Below are 448 nucleotides of genomic sequence, written 5' to 3'. Positions count from 1 at the left end.
TCCCAGTAGGGCGAGCAGAAACAGGCGTATTCGAAGTCGATGAGCTTGATGTCGTCGCCCTTGCGCAGGATGTTCTCCAGCACGAAGTCGCGATGGCAGAAGCGCTTCTCGTCGCTGTCCATCTCGCGGGCGAAATCGTAGAACAGGCTGCGTTCGTGATCGGCCAGCAGGTTGACGCCGCTCTGGCGTTCGTAGAGCTTGACCTCGGAAAGCACGGAGAGCACGGCGCTGGGGCCGTACTTTTCGCGGAAGCCCTCAGGCATGCGGATGTCATGCAGACGGCGCATGATGTCCACCACACCGCGCACCTCGAACTGGTCCAGGGTGTCGTGGTTCAGGATGCGGTAGCCTTCCAGAAAGTCCGTGGTCTTGATGCCGCCCGCGTAGAAGTGGCACTCGGGCGTGATGTCCAGATCCTTCACCATTTCCAGCATGGCCGCTTCCACGC

Annotated in this window: 1 protein-coding gene; it reads right to left on the bottom strand. The window is 60.7% G+C overall.

Annotated elements, in window-relative coordinates; translation table 11 throughout:
* A partial coding sequence (locus JWG43_RS18325) for a phosphotransferase (protein ID WP_205244366.1) occupies positions 1 to 434 on the bottom strand: 434 nt, incomplete at its 3' end.
* Between the last annotated feature and the right edge of the window lie 14 nt (positions 435 to 448).

It is taken from the genome of Desulfobulbus alkaliphilus, from assembly GCF_016918545.1.
GTDB classification, from domain to species: domain Bacteria; phylum Desulfobacterota; class Desulfobulbia; order Desulfobulbales; family Desulfobulbaceae; genus Desulfobulbus; species Desulfobulbus alkaliphilus.
The sequence above is the reverse complement of the archived record's forward strand: the minus strand, read 5'-3'. Positions and strand labels throughout refer to the sequence as shown.